This window comes from Verminephrobacter aporrectodeae subsp. tuberculatae At4 (assembly GCF_000193225.1).
Lineage (GTDB): Bacteria > Pseudomonadota > Gammaproteobacteria > Burkholderiales > Burkholderiaceae_C > Acidovorax > Acidovorax aporrectodeae.
The window spans coordinates 1-1234 of the sequence record NZ_AFAL01000202.1 but is presented as its reverse complement, the minus strand read 5'-3'; the positions used below and the strand labels follow the sequence as shown (position 1 = coordinate 1234).

Below are 1234 nucleotides of genomic sequence, written 5' to 3'. Positions count from 1 at the left end.
GCGCAGCAGCACCCCCACATGCCGCAGATGCTCGATGCGGCCGCGCGCACTGCGCAGCAGGCGGCCGACGCGCTGGGCATTTTGCTGGGGCAGGTGGCCAAGAGCGTCATTTTTCGCCGCAGGAGCGACGACGCGGTGGTGCTCGTGGTCGCCTCGGGGGATCGGCGGGTGGACGAGAAAAAGGTCGAGGCCCATGTGGGCAGCATCGGCCGCGCCGACGCCGGATTCGTGAAGTCGCGCACGGGTTTTTCGATCGGCGGCGTGTCGCCCGTCGCGCACGCCACGCCGCCGGTGACGCTGATCGACCGGGAACTGCTGCGCTTTGACGTGGTCTGGGCCGCAGCCGGGCACCCGCACAGCGTGTTCCCCCTGCATCCCCGCGACCTGCAGCGCCTGACGGGTGCGCCCGTGGTCGACGTGGTGCAGGCCGCTCCATGAACACCCTCAATTTGCTGCGCATGCGCGCGCGCCAAGCGAGCGCGGGGGGGCATTTCGACTCCGGGAGTACCGCGGCCGTGCCCTCGCCGTGCATTTCGGTGTGCCGCATGTCGCCGGACCGCAGCCACTGCGAGGGCTGCTATCGCACGCTGGACGAGATCGGCGTCTGGGCGCGCGCCGACGCCCGGCTGCGCCGCAGCATCTGGGCGCGGCTGCTCGGGCGCGCGGGCATTTCCCTGGCCGTGGGCGACCTGCGATGAAGCGCATCACCTTCTACCTGGACTTTGTTTCGCCCTACGCCTGGCTGGCGTTCGAGCGCCTGCCCGAAGTGCTCATGGGCCTGAGCTACAGCGTGGCCTATAAGCCCGTGCTGCTCGGTGCGTTGTTGCAGCGGCACGGCAATCCGGGCCCGGCGGGAATCGGTCCCAAGCGCGACTGGACCTACCGCCATGTGGCCTGGCTCGGCCATGCGCAGGGAACGCCGCTGCAAATGCCCGCGTGCCACCCGTTCAACCCGTTGCCCCTGCTGCGCCAGGCGCTGGCCTGTAGCGACGATGGTCACGTCAACCGCTTTGTCGCGGGCAGCGTGCTGCGCCATGTGTGGCAGGGCGGGCAGGATGCACTCGACGCCGGGCGTTTGGCGGCGTTGGCCGCAGAGCTCTCCGAGCAGCTGCGTCCCGGGCAGGACGCCGCCAGCGCAGCGCCCAAGGCGCTGCTGCGCGCCAACACCGAGGCCGCGCAGGCCGCGGGCGTGTTTGGCGTGCCCACATTCGAGGTTGACGGCAAGCTGTTCTGG

The 1234-nt window shown here is 70.4% G+C and carries 3 protein-coding genes; all 3 read left to right on the top strand.

Translation table 11 applies throughout. From position 1 onward, the window contains the following. Nucleotides 1-438 (top strand): YbaK/EbsC family protein (locus VTU_RS0105835; protein ID WP_010101924.1); only part of this gene is annotated, 438 nt, incomplete at its 5' end. Next, on the top strand, nucleotides 435-698 hold the full coding sequence (locus VTU_RS0105830) for a DUF1289 domain-containing protein (RefSeq protein ID WP_010101922.1): 264 nt from the start codon (nucleotides 435-437) through the stop codon (nucleotides 696-698). The genes VTU_RS0105835 and VTU_RS0105830, both read left to right, overlap by 4 nt. Continuing rightward, the coding region (locus VTU_RS0105825) for a 2-hydroxychromene-2-carboxylate isomerase (RefSeq protein ID WP_010101920.1) at nucleotides 695-1234 on the top strand (540 nt) is incomplete at its 3' end. The genes VTU_RS0105830 and VTU_RS0105825, both read left to right, overlap by 4 nt.